The organism is Roseibium album (genome assembly GCF_001404515.1).
Taxonomy (GTDB): Bacteria; Pseudomonadota; Alphaproteobacteria; order Rhizobiales; family Stappiaceae; genus Roseibium; species Roseibium album.
This window is the reverse complement of the sequence record NZ_CXWE01000004.1, coordinates 104,341-121,086: the sequence shown is the minus strand read 5'-3', so window position 1 is coordinate 121,086 and position 16,746 is coordinate 104,341. Positions and strand designations below refer to the sequence as shown.

Sequence of the window (16,746 nt, the reverse complement as noted above, 5' to 3'; positions counted from 1 at the left end):
TGTATCGCCGATACTGAAAAAGAATCGAAAGAGAGGGCTCTGTCAATGCGCCTGGCAAATTCAAACCGATTTCGCCCTTTGTGCCGCATTCTGCTGGCGACGCTGACCGGTCTCCTGGCAACTGCAACGTTCGCGCAAACGGTTGAGCCGACACCGGCGGACCTCAGGCTGATCCCGCAAAACGAGGCGCAGATCAAGCTTTCGTTCGCGCCCGTGGTGAAGCAGGTCGCGCCAGCGGTGGTGAACGTTTACGCCAGTCGCAAGGTCGTGCAGCGTCAGCGTGTTTCCCCCTTCTTCGAAGATCCGTTTTTCCGCCGGTTTTTCGGGCAACCCGGTGGCTCTGGCCGTCCGCGCGAACGGGTGGAATCATCGCTGGGGTCTGGCGTTATCATTTCTGCGGACGGAACGGTGATTACCAACCATCACGTTATCAAGGGCGCTGATGCCGTCAGGGTTGCGCTCAGCGACCGCAGGGAATTCGATGCGGACATCGTTCTGATGGATGAACGAACGGATCTGGCAGTGCTGAAGATCCGGGGAGAAGGCCCGTATGAACACGTGAGTTTTGCCAATTCAGACAGTCTGGAGGTCGGTGATATCGTCCTTGCGATCGGCAACCCGTTCGGCGTCGGGCAGACCGTCACCCAGGGAATTGTCTCCGCGCTCGCGCGCACGCAGGTCGGTGTCACGGATTTCCAGTTTTTCATCCAGACCGACGCAGCGATCAACCCGGGCAATTCCGGCGGCGCACTGGTTGACATGACCGGAAAGCTCGTCGGTATCAATACCGCGATCTTCTCACGCTCCGGCGGGTCGAACGGCATCGGCTTCGCCATTCCGGCTCATATGGCCCGTTTCGTCGCCCAGGCAGCCGATCAGGGTGGCAAGGTTCGACGGCCCTGGCTGGGTGCCACTGTTCAGATGGTCAACGCTGAAATTGCCGAGGCGCTGTCGCTTGAGCGTCCACGCGGCGTCCTGGTGACTGCTGTCTTTGACGATTCTCCTGCCCATGATGCAGGCCTCAAGGTCAGCGATCTTGTCATCGCCATCGAGGGCAAGGAGGTGATTGACCCGAATTCCTTCGGATACCGTTTTGCGACCAAGATGATTGGCGAGACGTCCGAATTCCTGGTCGTGCGGGGAGGGCAGGAAATTGCCATTCCGGTGTCCCTGCAACCTGCTCCGGAAACCGTTCCTCGGGACGCACGGGTGCTGCGTGAATATTCGCCGTTTGAAGGCGCGACCGTTATGAATCTGTCTCCGGCGGTTTCGGAAGAACTGGGTCTGGAAGGCCTGTTTGAGGGTGTCGTCATCGCATCTGTCAATCGTGGCAGTGCCGCCAATCAGGTGGGCATGCGTCCCGGCGATATCATTCGTGTCGTCAACAATCAGAAAGTGGAATCGACGCGCATGCTTGAAACGATCACCAAGACACCTCCGCGTGTATGGCGTCTGGAGGTCGAGCGTGATGGCAAGATTTCGAAACTCGAACTCAGATAGAGCGTGATGTGAGCGATCTGTTCGAAGCTTCCGGGCTTGCGAAAGCCGGACCGCGTCCACTGGCTGACCGGTTGCGTCCCGCCGTGCTTGATGATGTCGTCGGTCAGGAACATCTGCTCGGGCCTGAAGGCACGCTGTCACGCATGCTGAAAACGAGATCGCTCGGTTCCCTGATCTTCTGGGGTCCTCCGGGCACTGGAAAGACGACGATTGCGCGCCTGCTTGCAAATGAAACAGATCTTGCGTTCGAACAGACTTCGGCGATTTTTTCCGGTGTCGCAGATCTGAAGAAAGTGTTCGAGGCCGCCAAGGCAAGACGCATGGGCGGTCGGGCCACGCTTCTGTTCGTCGATGAGATCCATCGTTTCAATCGTGCGCAGCAGGACAGCTTTCTGCCGGTCATGGAAGACGGCACGATCACGCTTGTCGGGGCAACAACGGAGAACCCGTCTTTTGAACTCAACTCGGCGCTGCTCTCCCGCTCGCATGTGATGACTTTTCACTCGCTTTCCCTGGATGCGATCGGGCAATTACTCAACCGTGCGGAAGACGCGGAGGAAAAGGACCTGCCGCTGGAGCCCGATGCGCGCCAGGTGCTGATGCGGATGGCAGATGGCGATGGCCGTTCCGCGTTGACGCTTGCCGAAGACGTCTGGCGCGCTGCGGCAGAAGACGAAATATTCGATGCCGACCGGTTGCAGGAGATCGTGCAGCGTCGGGCTCCCATCTATGACAAGAGCGCGGACGGTCATTACAATCTGATCTCAGCGCTGCACAAATCCGTACGCGGATCCGATCCCGATGCTGCGCTCTACTGGTTCTGCCGCATGCTGGATGGCGGCGAGGACCCGATGTATCTCGCGCGCCGGCTTATCCGAATGGCCGTAGAGGACATCGGACTTGCAGATCCAAACGCCCTGGTTCAGACCAATGCGTCAAGGGACGCCTATCAGATGCTCGGATCGCCCGAAGGTGAACTGGCGCTTGCCCAGTCTGTGATCTATCTCGCGACCGCACCAAAGTCGAACGGTGCTTACGTAGCCTACAAGGCTGCGATGCGGGACGCCAAATCAAGTGGTTCGCTTTTGCCGCCGAAACACATCCTGAATGCGCCCACCAAGCTGATGAAGCAGGAAGGATACGGCGCAGGATATCAATACGATCACGACGCACCGGACGGATTTTCCGGGCAAGACTATTTCCCCGAAAAACTTGGACGGCAATCCTACTACGATCCTCCGGAGCGGGGCTTTGAAAGGGATCTTCGCAAGAGGCTGGACTACTGGAGCCGATTGCGCAAGGAACGAGGCTGACTGGTCAATTCCTTGCACCTGCAATCTGATATGGTGACAGGACCATCAGCCTGTCCGCTCTGGTGGCGCTCCAAAAAATCCGACGATTTCACGAAGACGCCCGTCGTCTGAAAGCGTGCCGAAATCGACACCGTCGATCGCCGTGTTTCCATCGGCAGTCACCAGACGCCACTTGAAATAAATACGCGCGTTGTGTTGGCTTGCGTCACTGGTGAGTTCTATGCGTGCTCCGGGCATTCGCGCCTGAAACTCGCCAATATAGTTCGCCAGTTGATCTCGACCTTGCGCGGTTCCGGCAGGATCCATGTATCGGCCGCCGTCGCTCCAGGAGGATTCAAGAAATCCGAGGCGCTTCGAAAGATCGGTTTCGTTCCAGGCCGCACCATATGATGCAAGCACTTGTTTGAGTTCCACGGCCAATGCCCTCCAAATCCAGCAGACCCGATCCTGGCATCTCATCGTTGACGGGCCAGGCAACCCACCGGATTCTGATCCTACGCGAATGATACAAAGATCGCTCCTGCTTTCTCCCTGACGTGATCAATGCAAGCTTGGTACCGGGCAAACAGCGTCTGGTGCAAGCATATGTCCCGGAATGCCGCGGCAGAGTACGTGCGACGCTGAACAAAGGGTCCGATTTTGATTGCCTTGCGACCTGTTTGAACAAATCCGCTACACTTTTTTCACGCGCAAGTGTGATCAGGTATGATGGCTGCATAGTCTCGCTTGTCTTTGTTCAATTCATTTCGTCGCCACTTAAGGAATATGGCAATCCTTTTCTGGTAGATCCTTGATAACAATCCGGTTGGCAGTTTCATGAAGGAAATCGAACTCAGACTTGCACTCGTGCTTTATGGTGGCGTTTCGCTGGCCATTTACATGCATGGTGTAAGCCGGGAGATTCTGAATCTTGTTCGCGCCTCCAGTTTCAGGTTGGACAGAAACGGCGGCAATTCCAACGATTGCGAGACACATCCACTACAGCCGGTGCAGTGTGCCTATCAGGACCTGCTCGACCTCCTGTCCGGTGTTGCCGACATACGCGTCGTTGTCGATGCCATCGCAGGCGCCTCGGCCGGTGGTGTCAACGGCATCATGCTGGCCCGGGCGATCGCCCATGACCTGCCGCTCGAAAGCCATAGCGAGATGTGGCTTGAAAATGCGGATGTTACCCGGCTTTCACGCCCCCAGTCGGGTTTGTCCCGATACCTGAAACTCTCCATCTCACCTGTTCTCGACCAGTTGATATCAACGCGGCTGAACAAGCAGATCGAAAGTGTGGAGACCCGGGAAAAGCTGCGCCAGTTCATGCAGGCAAGGTGGTTCTCACCTCCATTTTCCGGAGAGCGTTTCATTAGCTGGATGCTTGATGCCTGCCGCAAGATGGAAAATGGCGACGACAGTGAAAGGACGCTTATTCCGCGCGGGCAGACCCTGAATCTCTTCGTCACGATTACCGATTACAACGGTGTCAAACGACGGATTTTGCTGGACGACCCTGCATATGTGGAGGAATGGGATCATCGACGGATCCTGAATTTCCGCGCTGTACACCGCACTCCTGGATATGTCGACAGCCAGTTCGACACGGACAACATACCGGAACTCGTTTTTACGGCCCGCGCCACATCGTCCTTCCCGGGGGCATTTCCGCCTGCAACCGTGGCCGAGATGGAGCGTGTCTTGTCGAGGAAAGGGGTTGCCTGGCCCTACCGCGACGACTTTCTCGGGCGTGAACTTTGCCTGACACCCGAGACGATGGCACAACACTGTTTCGTCGACGGCAGTGTCGTGATGAACAAGCCGTTTGCACCGGTTATTGAAATCATCGAGGAAAGACCGGCTGCACGCGAGGTTGCAAGGCGGCTGATCTATGTCGACCCGGCACCGGTTGACGTAAGCGAAACCAGGGAAGGCCCGCTGGAGCTTCCCGGTTTTTTCCGGGTGATCCTCGCATCCCTGGCGCATATCCCTCGAAACGAGCCGATCGGAGACGACCTGAAGGAACTGGAGCAGAACAATCGGCGAAGCCGTTGGCTCTCCCAGCTGATCGACGCGACGGGACCGGTCGTTGAACAGGCCGTTTCGAGCCTGCTGCCGACACGGCGGGCGATCACGGCAGAAGTGTTGTCCAGATGCAGGCGGGATGCGACGACCACAGCCTTCGAACAGGCAGGGTTTGCCTTCCTGAACTACCAGTCCCTGAAACTGCATGCGCTTGCAGAGCGGCTCGCCGGCCTGACCGGACGCATAAGCAGGTCCCCTGATGTCCAGATGCGGGAGGAAGCCGCGCTTTCCCTGTTTTCAAGGCATTTCAACAAGCTTGCCGCGGACAGCGAGGACGGGCTCGGACGCACGGATCCGCACATCGTCGCGCTCCTGAGGGGCCTTGACGTCGACTATCGGATCCGCCGGCTACGGTTCGCGATCCGCAAGCTGAACGGCTTCTATCATGCGGACAAGGACAGCATGTTACCGCCGCCTGATGCCAATGCGCTCGACTACCTGAAAGGTATTTTATACGAGCAGATTGACCATCTTGGCTGGCGATGGACGGACAGGTTCTTCGGCGGCAAGAGCCAGGAATTGTCGGAAGCATTCCTGACAACGGCGGCCGGCAGCCAATACGGCGCTGAAGATCATGTCGAGCCGTTGCTGGACAGTCTGACCAAGATGATGGGCCTGGCCGATCTCGACCGACTGCACGACGAACTCTTCGCGGAAACGGCGAGAGACCTTCTCGACCGGGACCGGCACATGTCGTTGCTGCGATCCTATATCGGTTTCGGTTTCTATGACCTGATCACATTCCCCGTCCTGCAGCGAAACGACTTTTCAGAGGTGACCGAAATCCTGGTCGACCGGATCAGTCCGAGAGACGCCGACAGTCTTTACACCGAAGGTTTTGAACTGAAGGGCAAGTCTTTGAACGCTTTCGGCGCATTCTTCAATCGAAGCTGGAGAGAGCACGACTACCTTTGGGGACGGCTCAATGCCGCCGACAGGCTTGTCAGCATCGTCCTGTCGGCCGCCGGCGAGGGCGTTCTGCCGCAACCACAGGTCAACCAGGCACGGGCCCGGATCTTCCTTGCGATCCTTCAGGAGGAGCGTGAAAAACTGTTGACGATCCCTGAAGAAATCGACCGGGTCGACGACCTGATACGCTCGATCTATCCGGATTTCGCGCATGTGGAGGAGGAAGCGTGAAACTGGTTTGCCGGGTGTTTATTGTCGAAGCGTCGACGGAGCCAATGACTACAAGACAGGCAATCAGCCCGAATTCCTGTTTCGGCAGCAAAACTCCTAATCTGTCTCATGAGCAAATCAGTTAGCATTCCATTTCTCCCAGTTGCCATACGTGGCAGTGCCAGTGGACTATTCAATCACCTTGGCCATTTCAGAGGTCGGCTGCCATCCCGCCGTCTCGTAAACAGGTCGACCGGCCGATGTGCTATGCAAGATCGCATATTGTAGTTTCCGCTGGCTGAATTCCTGATCCGCCAGATCTAAAAGCAGTTTTGCAATGCCCCGCTTTCGGTGGCTGCGCTCGACGAACATATTCAAGACATACCCCCGCCGGCCATCATCCTGATGCAGCGGATGAGGTGGCCACGACAGCTCCATCAATCCAATGCCCGCGATCGGCTTGCCGTCGTCCTCAACAATGAAACCAAAATATGTTCCGTCAACCAGACGCGGCTTCAGCCACGCCCGGAACGAGCGATCCATGGTTTCAAGCTCCGACGCTTTTCGTCTGCCATCATCACAGAACATCGAAATGCGGTGGCGACAGACAAGGTCCTGATCATTCGAGTTTATCGGACGGGTTTCAATCATCTGAGGAACAGCTCGGCAAATGGGTCCAAACGAATTTCGCGGTGCCAAGTGTATTTGGAGCATCGCACTGCTTTCAATGCAGTTTCGGGTTCATGCATAGTTTCGATTGTTCAAATGCCCATTTTTCCCTGGCGATAGTCTGGAAAATGTCATGACCGGCATGATCTCCATCACCCTGTTTGCGACTGTCACAGCTTTTGACAATTCTTCTTCAGGCCGCAGGTGCCGTGCCACGCGAAAGGCGTGGTCAAAATCAAACGATGGTTCACAAGGAAAGCGGTGAAGGAAGCAAGCAAGTTATTGGCTCGGAGATTTGTTTATCCGCCATGAGTTTTGGGCACCGACGTGCTCAATCGGCATATTGGTTGCCTTGCCGTTCTCCGTCCGTTTTTTGGATGGCACATCATGGCCATCAAGTTGAGGCACGGGCCTTGAATGCCGGTACTTTTCATCGTTGTGGGACCGGGCTTCGCTGTTTTGTGCATGCCTGCTGTCAGCCGTTAAATGGTTGTGTTCGATGCGCGCGACTCAGAGAGCGTGGACGGTCTCTGCCAGGATCTGGTTGAAAATTCTGCTTGCGAACATGGAGCGGCGATAACTGAAAATAGCGAGAGATCAACCATCACGAATTAGCCAAAGCCACGCGTTTTCAGGAAAACCAAGAATAATCTTCATTCGGGGTGACGAATGGCACCTTAGGGCACCGGGTCAGGGTGCATTAACCCGTACGGTCAAGTTCCAAAGACGGCGAAAACAGAGTTGGTGTGTCTCGCAATGTTGAAGAGGCTAGGGCGATCGTGCGCAATTTACAAAAGTCGGTGCCGCAATGGTGCAACGATGATTGAATTATGGTAAAGATTTATGCCTTGAAAGATTTTCCGTTCCAATATTATTACAATTTAGAGGAAGTGTCCGGTGAAAATTGCTTTTTCGATAGTTAATATTTTAGGTCTGTTGGCTCTGGGGGGATGTGTAACAAGTACCACTGTGGATCGTGTGGCTTACGATCATCCAACAGCAAGTCAACAACAGCTTTTTACTGATCGCGCTGATTGTGCCGCCCAGGCAAAGGGAATTCGGCAAACGGAATATGGCAGCGAAACAGGTGTCAACGATGACATTTGGGACAATTGTATTGCTGGCAAAGGCTACAGCCGTAACGATGCGACTGGCAGGCTGGAAGTGCCGAAAGATCTTAGGGTGACAACTTACTAAAGGTCCTGCATACACATGTAACGGTCCGAAGAATGGCGCGGGGTGCACGAAATGTGCACCCGAGCACCGCATGGGCAAGAATAGTCTCACTGGAACGCAAGTGCTCAAAGAGCCGGTTAGGAAATTTCGCTGCAACTCATAAGGAGCGGGCGTCTGTCTGGCTTTCTTGAATTTTTGGGATTGTTGACAAGCCCAGAAGATCTGCCGGCATCTGTCGGCCGATTTCTTTTCGGTTTGGTAGGCGCCGCATTGGGCGCAAAGTTTGCCTCTTACATGAATACGGAACTATGGGTCGATTACGCTCTTGTGGTTTTCGTAGCATTCGTTTTCTTGTCCGTTCCAGGGTCAAAGACCGCTCAATCAGTGAATTCGGATGTCAGAAATTGCCAGGATGCGGCCTAGTTGATCTTAAAGTCGACAATATCCCTGCCGCGAATTTTGCAAACGGCACTTCTGCTGGAATACGATGTCTTCGGATTATCAAGTTCAAAACTCACCTTCACCGTTTTTTCGTATCCGCCATTGACGTTGAAAGGTGAACTCTGGTTCCTGATAACGGGAAATGGCATCTGGCTTTTGGCGTAGTCGACGCAGATCCTGTTGGCCATTTCGTCACTGATCGTATCGCGTTTTTCTCTCTCCTTTTGCTGTTCTTTTTCGTAGTCGGCGGCTGCTTCCCGGGCAATTTTTGCAGTTGCCAGGCACTGCGAAAATTCCAATGTTCCCGGGACGAATCCAGATTCGATACAAAGCAACTCATCCTTGCTGGGCTGTGATCCCGAAGGAGACCCGTCCGCAACGCAACCGGTCAAAACCAGGCCGGACAGCAGACCTATGGCGCTTCTCATTTTTACCTCGCAGATGTTGTCGAGAACTCGGAAAGGTCCGAGAGCTTGAACAATAATCCATGTCAAACACTTCAACCTATTGGCGAAATCAATGGAGACTCGATGGGTATTTTTGTCAATGGTGTTCCGGTGCATTCCAAAGCCAAGATTTTGAGGAAGCTTCTCGATCGGAAGTGACTGAAAGGCATTTCCTCACTTCCGCTTGCCTGCCGGTGTCCTACAAGTTACGAACTTCGTGCTGACTGCTGCGCAAATCGGAAACTGTCGTTTGAAAAAGATTGAAATCACTTGAAACATCTTCTTCTTGTCATGCTCGGCGGAGGGCTCGGAGCCGGCGCGCGCCATCTGGTTGGCCTTTTCACGCTGAGAGTTTTTGGTGCCGGCTTTCCGGTCGGGACGCTCACCGTCAATGTGGTCGGTTCGCTTGCAATGGGGCTTTTGATCGGATGGCTGGTAAAGTCCGATTTTCAGCATGTTCAGACGGTCCGGTACTTCATTGCCACCGGCATACTCGGCGGGTTCACGACATTTTCCGCCTTTTCGCTGGACACGTCGGTGCTGTGGGAGCGGGGAGATACCTATCTTGCGATGATCTATGTACTGGCGTCCGTCCTTCTGTCGATTGGCGCGGTCTTCGCAGGATTGATGATAGCCCGCCAGGTCGTCTCTTAAGTTTCCCTTTCATTTCACCCTGATTACGCCTATACGCTCCGGAACGAATGTCCGCGCGGTGCTCGTGTCCCGTGCCCTGGTTGACAGTGGCCTTTTGCGGCCCGCAGCCTGATTTGAGAACAATATGTCCGCAGTAGAACAAAAACATGTGACCGCCGATGAAGCGGGCATGCGCCTCGACCGTTGGTTCAAGGCACATTATCCCGGTCTCGGGTTCGGACGGCTGCAGAAGCTCCTGCGTACCGGCCAGGTGCGGGTGGATGGCAAGCGCGTTGAGGCCAGCACACGGGTCGCCAAGGGCCAGATGATCCGAATTCCACCATTGGGTGTCGAGCTTCCCGCGGACGACAAGAAGAATGCCAAACCCAAGTCCACCAAACTGATTGCCGACGATCGCAAAGCCATCGAGGAGATGCTGCTGTTCGAGGACAATCAGGTCATGGTCCTTAACAAGCCTGCCGGTCTCGCTGTCCAGGGCGGGTCCGGTCTCAAGCGCCACCTGGATGGCATGCTGGATGCCTTTACGGACAGGAAGGGCAACAAGCCGCGCCTGGTTCACCGTCTCGACCGCGAGACATCAGGCATCATCCTTGTCGCGCGCACGCGTCAGGCAGCGCAGGAACTTACAAAGTCCTTCCGGCATCGCAATACCCGCAAGATCTACTGGACGATGCTCGCAGGCGTGCCCAAGCCGAAACAGGGCCGCATCTCGACGTTTCTTGCCCGCAGCGAGGCTGAAGAACGGATGCAGGTCGTGCGGCAGGGAGATGACGATGCCCAGCATGCTGTGTCCTTCTATTCCGTATTCGAGCAGTCCGCGCAAAAACTGTCATGGGTTACCATGAAGCCCGTTACCGGCCGGACGCACCAACTGAGGGCGCATGCTGCCCACATCGGTCATCCGATCATCGGCGACGACAAGTATTTCAATATCGAGAACTGGGAATTGCCGGGCGGCATTCAAAACCGCCTGCACCTGCTTGCGCGCCGTATCGTCATTCCACACCCTTCGGGTCATGGCAAGATCGACGTGTCGGCGCCGTTGCCGCCGCACATGCAGCAGACCTGGAACCTTCTCGGCTTCAACGCGAGCGACTACGATCCTGAGGCCGACGATCCCGACGAGACGGTCATCAAACGCTGACCGGTCTCCTCCGTTTAACGTTCGGATCCATGGACAACGATGTTGAACCCCTCAACGTCTGACGGCCGCTGAAAGTGGCTCGTGATCCGGTCAAACTGGTCGTCGGAAACCTGAAACTCGTGCGTTCCAGAGGCGTTGCGCACCCGAAGCCTCTGCTTGCAAATGTCGTCCGCAACATCGATCAGGTGCAATTGATGGGAGCAACCTGCCGTTTCAAACAGACGCCGCATCCAACGCCGGTATTCAAGCGTGTTTGCAGGAAAATCGAGTACCACGGAAAGACCGGCGCGCAAGAGATCCACGATATGCGGCTCCAGCGTGTTTCTCAGCGTTTCAGAGTATCTGACATAGTCGGACAGCGTCTTGAGTTGATCGGCGTAAAGGCCTGATAACCAGACATCCTCCTGCAGCAGGATCGTGTCGGGATTTTCTGCCAGCGATCGCGCCAGCGTCGATTTTCCCGAGGCAACTTTTCCGCAAATCAGATGCAGGGTCGTCTCGTTGCGCATTGGCTGGTCTCAACTGCTACAGGTGAGAAAGGCTATTCGAACCTCAATACCGGATCAAAGCCCCTGGAAGAGTGCACTCACAATCACGGACAGGATTGTGACGGCAGCAACGCCGGCAACAAGCTTCCAGGCGTCGGAGCGTTTTTGAAGGCCAGGCCAGCCCAGGGGTTTGATGACCTGAATCGCGGCAATCAGGATCAGCAGAACGGCCAGTATCTTGGTCAAGGAAAGGCTCCGGACAGGACGATGGAATACCCGCTCTAAACAATCTGCCGACGGACCGCAAGCCGTCTATGCGCCGGCGCCCTTGTTGAGAGCTGCCATGTATTTCGGCAGTTTATCCATGGATGGAACGACGATCATCTTCTTGACCTTGCCGGCTTTGAAGGCCTTCAGGAACTTGTTGTAATCCTTGAAGGCAACACAGCCATGCGACCCGTTTGACCGGCGCAACAATGGCGTGTGCGCCAGCATGCCATCGCGGCCTTTCATCGCCGCATTGTCGTGCGGCGTCATCCTGATGGCCTCAACACCGTGAAAACGCCTTTCGCGCATTCTCAGGTCATAGATATTCGGTGGAGTCGGGCCAAGATTTCGCACATGCGCATATTTCGGATTGTCCTTGCGATGCCCGATGCCGGAATGCGCTTCCAGCTTGGAACCGTCAGGCATGTGGACGATTGCGGCGCTGATGTCATAAACCGCTACGCCGCGGCCACGACCGGGAAGACCGCCCTTGAGACCGCTGAACAGCTTTCCGATACCGCCGAAAGCACCGTTGTTTTCCGTTTCCGGAGTTCCCGGTGTCGCATAGGCAAGGACTGGAGCCGGTGTTTGCCGTTTCTGACTTTCATCACCGACCGCTGCTCGAGCCGTCTCTACAGGAGGTGCCGGTTTGCTGCCTGGAACCGGATGGGAGAACGCAGCAGTGACCTCCAGTTCAGGCTCGGCAGCATTCGATGGCTCTTCAGTTTCCGCAAGCGTCTCGGCTGTGCCGGAAACGTCATCTTTGGCAATCGCGCGGGGCGACGGGAGCGAACCCGTTACCATCTCTTCTTCTTCGGCCACTGCCGTCGTACGTTCTGTTAAGCGGGATCCGGAGACGCCGGAGGCCGTTTCAATTTCATTCGGTTCCGTTCGCCTCTCGGTCAGCGAAAGTGCAAGGTTCAGCCGTGCGAGTTTTTCAGCAAGTTTCCGTTTCGCTGCGCTCTTCGCCTCTTTTTCCCTCGTGAATTGCGGGAGTGCGGAACCCAGTTGTTCGGTGGCTGATCGGATCAGTTGTTGTTCGTTTCCTGCCTGATCGTCGACGCCTTGAGAGTTGCCGACACGGGCAGTCTCGTCATTGAAAGTGACCGACGCAAAGAACTGGCTGTCGCCAGCCGCGTGTGCAGCGGAATCGCGGGAAGGTGTCCGCGGCGCATCAAACAACGTGACTGAGGCTATGAGACCACCGAGAACGATCGCCATTCCGGCAATCAGCACATGGAAAACACGATGGACACGCTTCCGGTCCGTTCGATCAGTCTGATTTGTATTCTGCTGCATTCAGGCAAAACCACCCTGTTGCCCGCAGTTGCTCAAACTGCGTTCCGAAAGTCTTTCGATCTGGCGACAAACTGCCCCAATCGACTTTGCCCACCCGCACACGAGTATCCAGCGTTATGGTAACCGGCTGGTTTACAAACGTGGTTAATCAAACCTTACGCAGGGCTGACCCCTCGAAAACCACCATAAAGAGGCGAATTTCAGGCAGTTGTTCGAATTTCGAATTGTCCCAAAGTCAGCGGCTTTGAAGCGACCGGCTGTGGATTGCCTTTTGGTCTCGTTCGTTCCCGGTGTTTGGCGGGAACGGCGCCAATCTGTCTTGTACGACCCGGTTCAGTCCGACGGCTCTTGACCCCGAGCGCAAAACCCTGCACATGCGAGCCTTCTACAGCATTTGCAAAAGGCTCATCATGTACCTGATCATTTTTGACGTCGACGGCACCCTGGTCGACAGTCAGGATACAATTTTTCATGGGCTACAGGTCGGGTTCGAGGCTGTCGGATTGCCCATGCCGGATCGCAAGACCGCCCTTTCCATCGTCGGAAGGTCGCTGGAAGAAGCGTTCGCGGATCTTGTCGGAGGTGGGCATCTGGACAAGGTGCCGGCAATGGCCGACGCCTATCGTCAGTCCAAGATCTCCAGGCGTAAACAGGGGCTCGAGGTGGATCCGCTCTATCCAGGTGCGAAGGAGGCAATCGAGCGGCTCCATGCAAGAGACGACTTTTTGCTGGGTGTCGCGACCGGCAAGGCCATGCGCGGGGTCAGGCACATGCAGGAGACCCACGACCTGAATGGAAGGTTTGTAACCATCCAGACAGCCGATACGTCGCCCTCCAAACCGCACCCGGACATGATCGAACGCGCCTTGTCCGAAACCGGTGCGGATCGCTCCAGGACGGTCATGATAGGAGACACTGGCTTTGATATCGCGATGGCCAGGACTGCAGGTGTTCATGCGGTTGGCGTGACCTGGGGGTATCATGATCATTCAAGGCTCGCCGAAGAGGGAGCGGACAAGATTATTCACGCCTTCGATCAACTGGATCAAGCGTTGAATGAGATATTGAAATATGACAAGGAAACAGCCTGATGCGTGATTTTCTTGATAAGTTACATGAAGACTTGGCCAAGGATCCGGAACAACGCGCTAGAGAACTTTCAAAGCGCGAACTGCCGAAACGTTTCTATGAAGTGGCATCCTGCGCACAAACGGAGGATGGCTATTCGATACAGTTGGACGGCCGAACCGTGAAAACGCCCGGAAAGGCGACGCTGCTTTTGCCCAATCGGGTTATTGCCGAGGCGGTCGCGGCGGAATGGGCTGTCCAGCAAAAGGAAATAAATCCCGCAACGATGCCGCTGACCAGGATGGCCAATTCCGCTCAGGACGCGGTTTCCGAGCGTTTCGAAGAGGTTGCGGATGACATCGTCGGTTTTGCCGGAAACGATGCGTTGTGCTACCGGGCTGACGACCCTCAAAGTCTCGTGGACACCCAGCGGCATCTTTGGGATCCGGTGGTTGACTGGGCCGGTGGACTACTGGGTGGGCGATTTGTGCTTATTGAAGGCATCATTCACGCAGCACAGCCGGATCACCTGCTGAGCTCTTTCAAGACCAGGATATCTGATGAAACGCCGCTTCGTCTTGCCGCGCTCCACACGGCGACCAGTCTGACAGGGTCCGCGCTGCTGGCTCTCGCCGTGAAGGAAAACCATCTTGGCGCTGACGACGCATGGACTGCAGCGCATGTCGAGGAAGACTTCAACATCGATCGGTGGGGTGAAGATGCGGAGGCTGCGCAGATCCGAGCCTACAAACGCACCGAATTCGATGCCGCGGTCCTGATCCTGCAAAAGGCCTGAGGCCGTCAGCACGGTTTCAGGACATGTAGAACGTCGTCGCCATCAGGAAAAAGATCAGGACGCCGAGAACGTCATTGGACGAAGTGATGAAAACGCCGATCGCCATCGCGGGATCAATGCCGATCTTGTCAAGAATGATGGGAACGGTCGCGCCGACCATCGCTGCGAGCGTTGTGACGCACAGGAGCGAAAGTGACGTCGCTATCGCGAGGCGGCCAGGAGCCTCCAATGGCACGATCATGGAGGCGATCAGCACAAGAGCTGCGAGTATCACACCGGCAACCGCGCCGTTGAACAAGGCCGCGAAAAATTCCTTCACAAGACGAAACAAAATGTCGCCCGACCAAAGTGCGCCGGTGGCGATGCCCTGCACGGCGACAGCGGAAGCCTGAAGTCCGGCATTTCCGGCCATCGACATGGTGACGGGAATGAATGCCGCAAGGATGGCTGCTTCGGCAAGCTGATCTTCATAAGAACCGACCACGGTTGCCGCGACACTTGCACCAACGAGACCGGCCAGCAGCCAGGGGAGGCGGCCGCGCACAATTCTGAAGACCGTGTCATCCGAACGCGCTTCGCCTGAGACACCGCTCATCAGCAGCATATCTTCATTGGCCTCGTCCGCCGCAATCCTGGTCAGTTGCTTTGGGGTAATCCTGCCGATCAGGTGACCTTCGCCACTCACGACCGGAACTGTGCGCATGTCCCGTTTGCGGGCAAGGCGCAGCACTTCCTCCTGATCCGTGTCGGTTGAAACGGCAATCACGTCCCTGTTCATCAGCTTGCCGAGCGTCTGCTCGTCCGGTGCAAGCAGTAGCTTGCCGACTTCGACGGTGCCGGTCAGCTTGCCATCAAAGTCGGTTACGTAAACCGTGAAAACCTTGCGGATCCGATCGGCTTCCTCGCGCATCTGTTCAACGGCTTCCCCGGCCGTACAATCTTCTCGCAAGGCAACGAACTTGCGCGCCATGACCCGGCCGGCAGTATCGTCGGCATAGGAAGCCCTGGTCGCGATTTCCTCGACATCCGGCAGGCGGGCGATGAGTTCGTCGGCTACATCATCGGGAAACTCGTTGAGGATTTCAGTGGCATCTTCCGGATCCAGACCGGCTAGAATGTCGCGAAACTGGTCAAGCGTGGTGGCTTCCATGAGAATCGAGCGGAATTCGGGGCGCAGTTCCGCGACGACCTTGATCGACGGATTTGCGGGCAGCCACTGGAACAGTTTGCGGGCGTGCTTCAATCTCAACCGCGTCAGCAACTGCATGACATCGATCGGATCCCATTTCTTGAGCAGTTCGACGATCTGGGTTCTCTTGCCCGCCTTGATCATTTCCCTGACGGCTTTGAGCGTATCGTCGTTTGTTTCCAGAGGTTCCTGCGACGTTTCCCTTGTCCAGGCGACGGGTTCAAGTTCGCTCGCAGTGCTGCTCATGAAGGCCTCCGGATTGATCGGTCCGCTTCTAATGCTGCTTTGTGACGGCTTGCTGACATGTGTTTCGAAGGTTCAGACGTCGAATTCGTCCAGTTCTCCAAAAGCGTCGCGCAGTTTTTCAGACCAGCCATGCGAAAGTTTCTGAAAATACGGGTCGTCCTGTTCGATACGGACCTGGCGTTCTGTTGAGAAGGTGTCCTTGTTGTAGAGCAACATGTCGATCGGCGTGCCGACGGAAAGATTTGATCTCAATGTCGAATCAAAAGACAGCAGAACGAGCTTGGCGGCTTCGCCAAGGCGCATGTCAGACCGGGTTACCCTGTCGAGGATGGGCTTGCCGTATTTATGTTCACCGATCTGCAGAAACGGCGTGTCCTCGGCCACTTCGATAAAGTTGCCCGCCGCATAGATCTGGAACATGCGCGGTTCTTCGCCCTCGATCTGTCCGCCGAGAATGAACGTCACGAAAAAACTCTCGGCACTGGTCGCCAGAGCCTCACCGTCAATTTCCTTGACCTCGCGCACCGCACTGCCGACAAGCCTGGCTACCTGGAACATGGTCTTGGCCGTCAAAAGCGTGGCACGGTCATTGTCAGCTGATGTGATATGTTCGCTGAGAAGTGAAACGACAGCCTGCGTTATCGCCAGATTACCGGCCGAAAGAAGCGTAATCACGCGCTCTCCGGGCTCTTCCCAGACATGAAGTTTCTTGTAGGTAGCTATATTGTCGACGCCGGCATTGGTGCGGGTATCCGCTGCGAACACCAGACCTCGATCCAGTTTCAATCCGACACAATACGTCATCCCAGAGCCCCTCAGACTGTTCCAATGACCTGCAACACCAATCGAAAGAAGACATTAGAT

Annotated in this window: 16 protein-coding genes; 8 read left to right on the top strand and 8 right to left on the bottom strand. The window is 55.8% G+C overall.

All coding sequences use genetic code 11. The features are described from left to right. The first annotated feature begins 45 nt into the window (after nucleotides 1–45). Nucleotides 46–1,500, top strand: a complete 1,455-nt coding sequence (locus tag LA5095_RS13740) for a DegQ family serine endoprotease (RefSeq protein WP_055115912.1) — start codon at nucleotides 46–48, stop codon at nucleotides 1,498–1,500. An 8-nt stretch (nucleotides 1,501–1,508) separates the two neighbouring features. Further along, nucleotides 1,509–2,813, top strand: a complete 1,305-nt coding sequence (locus tag LA5095_RS13735) for a replication-associated recombination protein A (protein WP_055115909.1) — start codon at nucleotides 1,509–1,511, stop codon at nucleotides 2,811–2,813. A 45-nt stretch (nucleotides 2,814–2,858) separates the two neighbouring features. Here the strand turns inward: LA5095_RS13735 and LA5095_RS13730 are convergent, their stop codons facing one another. Beyond that, the gene (locus LA5095_RS13730; protein WP_055115907.1) at nucleotides 2,859–3,227 is read right to left on the bottom strand and encodes a nuclear transport factor 2 family protein; all 369 of its coding nucleotides are present in this window, start codon (nucleotides 3,225–3,227) and stop codon (nucleotides 2,859–2,861) included. A 402-nt stretch (nucleotides 3,228–3,629) separates the two neighbouring features. On the opposite strand from LA5095_RS13730, the gene LA5095_RS13725 reads away from it, so the two are divergent. Further along, nucleotides 3,630–6,020 (top strand): patatin-like protein, encoded by a 2,391-nt coding sequence (locus tag LA5095_RS13725; protein ID WP_055115905.1) that lies wholly within the window; start codon nucleotides 3,630–3,632, stop codon nucleotides 6,018–6,020. 168 nt (nucleotides 6,021–6,188) lie between these two features. On the opposite strand, the gene LA5095_RS13720 is transcribed toward LA5095_RS13725, so the two are convergent. Next, nucleotides 6,189–6,542, bottom strand: a complete 354-nt coding sequence (locus tag LA5095_RS13720) for a GNAT family N-acetyltransferase (RefSeq protein ID WP_408008590.1) — start codon at nucleotides 6,540–6,542, stop codon at nucleotides 6,189–6,191. Between the two features lie 1,023 nt (nucleotides 6,543–7,565). Between LA5095_RS13720 and LA5095_RS13715 the strand changes: the two genes are divergently transcribed. Next, nucleotides 7,566–7,865 (top strand): hypothetical protein, encoded by a 300-nt coding sequence (locus tag LA5095_RS13715; protein ID WP_144435986.1) that lies wholly within the window; start codon nucleotides 7,566–7,568, stop codon nucleotides 7,863–7,865. Nucleotides 7,866–8,263: 398 nt separating this feature from the next. Here the strand turns inward: LA5095_RS13715 and LA5095_RS13705 are convergent, their stop codons facing one another. After that, nucleotides 8,264–8,713 carry a hypothetical protein gene (locus tag LA5095_RS13705; protein ID WP_055115898.1) on the bottom strand — a complete coding sequence of 150 codons (450 nt, stop codon included), beginning with the start codon at nucleotides 8,711–8,713 and terminating at the stop codon, nucleotides 8,264–8,266. 288 nt (nucleotides 8,714–9,001) lie between these two features. Between LA5095_RS13705 and crcB the strand changes: the two genes are divergently transcribed. Both crcB and LA5095_RS13695 read left to right on the top strand, forming a co-directional pair. Then, nucleotides 9,002–9,385 (top strand): fluoride efflux transporter CrcB, encoded by a 384-nt coding sequence (gene crcB / locus LA5095_RS13700; RefSeq protein ID WP_055115897.1) that lies wholly within the window; start codon nucleotides 9,002–9,004, stop codon nucleotides 9,383–9,385. Nucleotides 9,386–9,509: 124 nt separating this feature from the next. After that, nucleotides 9,510–10,529 carry an RluA family pseudouridine synthase gene (locus LA5095_RS13695; RefSeq protein ID WP_055115895.1) on the top strand — a complete coding sequence of 340 codons (1,020 nt, stop codon included), beginning with the start codon at nucleotides 9,510–9,512 and terminating at the stop codon, nucleotides 10,527–10,529. A 14-nt stretch (nucleotides 10,530–10,543) separates the two neighbouring features. Here LA5095_RS13695 and LA5095_RS13690 read toward each other — a convergent pair whose 3' ends face one another. The 3 genes from LA5095_RS13690 to LA5095_RS13685 form a co-directional block, all read right to left on the bottom strand. Next, nucleotides 10,544–11,038, bottom strand: coding sequence for a P-loop nucleotide/nucleoside kinase family protein (locus LA5095_RS13690; protein ID WP_055115893.1), 495 nt, complete (start codon nucleotides 11,036–11,038; stop codon nucleotides 10,544–10,546). 54 nt (nucleotides 11,039–11,092) lie between these two features. Next, a complete protein-coding gene (locus LA5095_RS32915) occupies nucleotides 11,093–11,263 on the bottom strand; it encodes a hypothetical protein (protein ID WP_172670694.1) in 171 nt (56 codons plus the stop codon). A 66-nt stretch (nucleotides 11,264–11,329) separates the two neighbouring features. Next, nucleotides 11,330–12,583, bottom strand: a complete 1,254-nt coding sequence (locus LA5095_RS13685) for a DUF2778 domain-containing protein (RefSeq protein WP_055115891.1) — start codon at nucleotides 12,581–12,583, stop codon at nucleotides 11,330–11,332. 410 nt (nucleotides 12,584–12,993) lie between these two features. On the opposite strand from LA5095_RS13685, the gene LA5095_RS13680 reads away from it, so the two are divergent. Then, a complete protein-coding gene (locus LA5095_RS13680; RefSeq protein WP_055116818.1) occupies nucleotides 12,994–13,674 on the top strand; it encodes an HAD-IA family hydrolase in 681 nt (226 codons plus the stop codon). Then, nucleotides 13,674–14,447, top strand: coding sequence for an ATP12 family chaperone protein (locus LA5095_RS13675; protein WP_055115889.1), 774 nt, complete (start codon nucleotides 13,674–13,676; stop codon nucleotides 14,445–14,447). Before LA5095_RS13680 ends, LA5095_RS13675 begins: the two co-directional genes overlap by 1 nt. A 16-nt stretch (nucleotides 14,448–14,463) precedes the next feature. Here LA5095_RS13675 and mgtE read toward each other — a convergent pair whose 3' ends face one another. Both mgtE and LA5095_RS13665 read right to left on the bottom strand, forming a co-directional pair. After that, complete coding sequence (mgtE, locus tag LA5095_RS13670; protein ID WP_055115887.1) at nucleotides 14,464–15,882, bottom strand: magnesium transporter; 1,419 nt, start codon at nucleotides 15,880–15,882, stop codon at nucleotides 14,464–14,466. A gap of 72 nt (nucleotides 15,883–15,954) precedes the next feature. Beyond that, a complete protein-coding gene (locus LA5095_RS13665) occupies nucleotides 15,955–16,686 on the bottom strand; it encodes a proteasome-type protease (RefSeq protein ID WP_055115884.1) in 732 nt (243 codons plus the stop codon). Between the last annotated feature and the right edge of the window lie 60 nt (nucleotides 16,687–16,746).